At 63.5% G+C, this 570-nt stretch carries 1 protein-coding gene; it reads right to left on the bottom strand.

Features of this window, described 5'->3' with window-relative positions:
- Nucleotides 1-570, bottom strand: a 570-nt coding sequence (locus LCE31_RS40130; RefSeq protein ID WP_225023258.1) for an IS701 family transposase, incomplete at both ends; no start/stop codon positions are given.

The raw sequence follows: 570 nt of genomic DNA, 5'->3' as shown, positions 1-570 counted from the left end.
GCTCGCTGACCAGCTGATGTGCGCGGGCCTGGCCGAAGAATTCCATGGTCATGACCATCTGTGATTTCGGAACCGCGAGAACATGAGGGATATCGTGTTCTTCCAGCCACATCCGCAGGCGGCTCGTCTGGCCGTACACTTCGTCCGCGGTCACCCACCCGAAGGGAATATCGGAATCAACGGCACGCTGCAGCATGCGTAATCCTATATCCGGCTTGGTGGCGAACTCGACATCGTCACCGATACCCGCCGCCCGGCACCGCTCACGATCCGATGTCCAGTCCTTCGGTAGATACAGCTCCCGGTCGATCAACGCCCGCCCCCGGTCGGATCCGTAGGCCAGGAACACCCCGATCTGCGAATTCTCGATCCGGCCGGCAGTCCCCGAGTACTGCCGGCCTACCCCCGCCGATCGGACCCCCTTCTTCAGGAATCCCGTCTCGTCAAGAATCAGCACCCCCCGCACGGGATCCCCGATGTGCTCCACCACCGCGTCACGGACGTCGTCGCGCAGGGCATCCGCGTCCCACAGGTAGTGGTTCAACAGCCGCTGCATCCCCTGGGGACCCG

Origin of the sequence: Streptomyces sp. 8L (assembly GCF_020176795.1) — a bacterium.
Lineage (GTDB): Bacteria > Actinomycetota > Actinomycetes > Streptomycetales > Streptomycetaceae > Streptomyces.
This window is presented reverse-complemented; position numbering and strand designations above follow the sequence as displayed.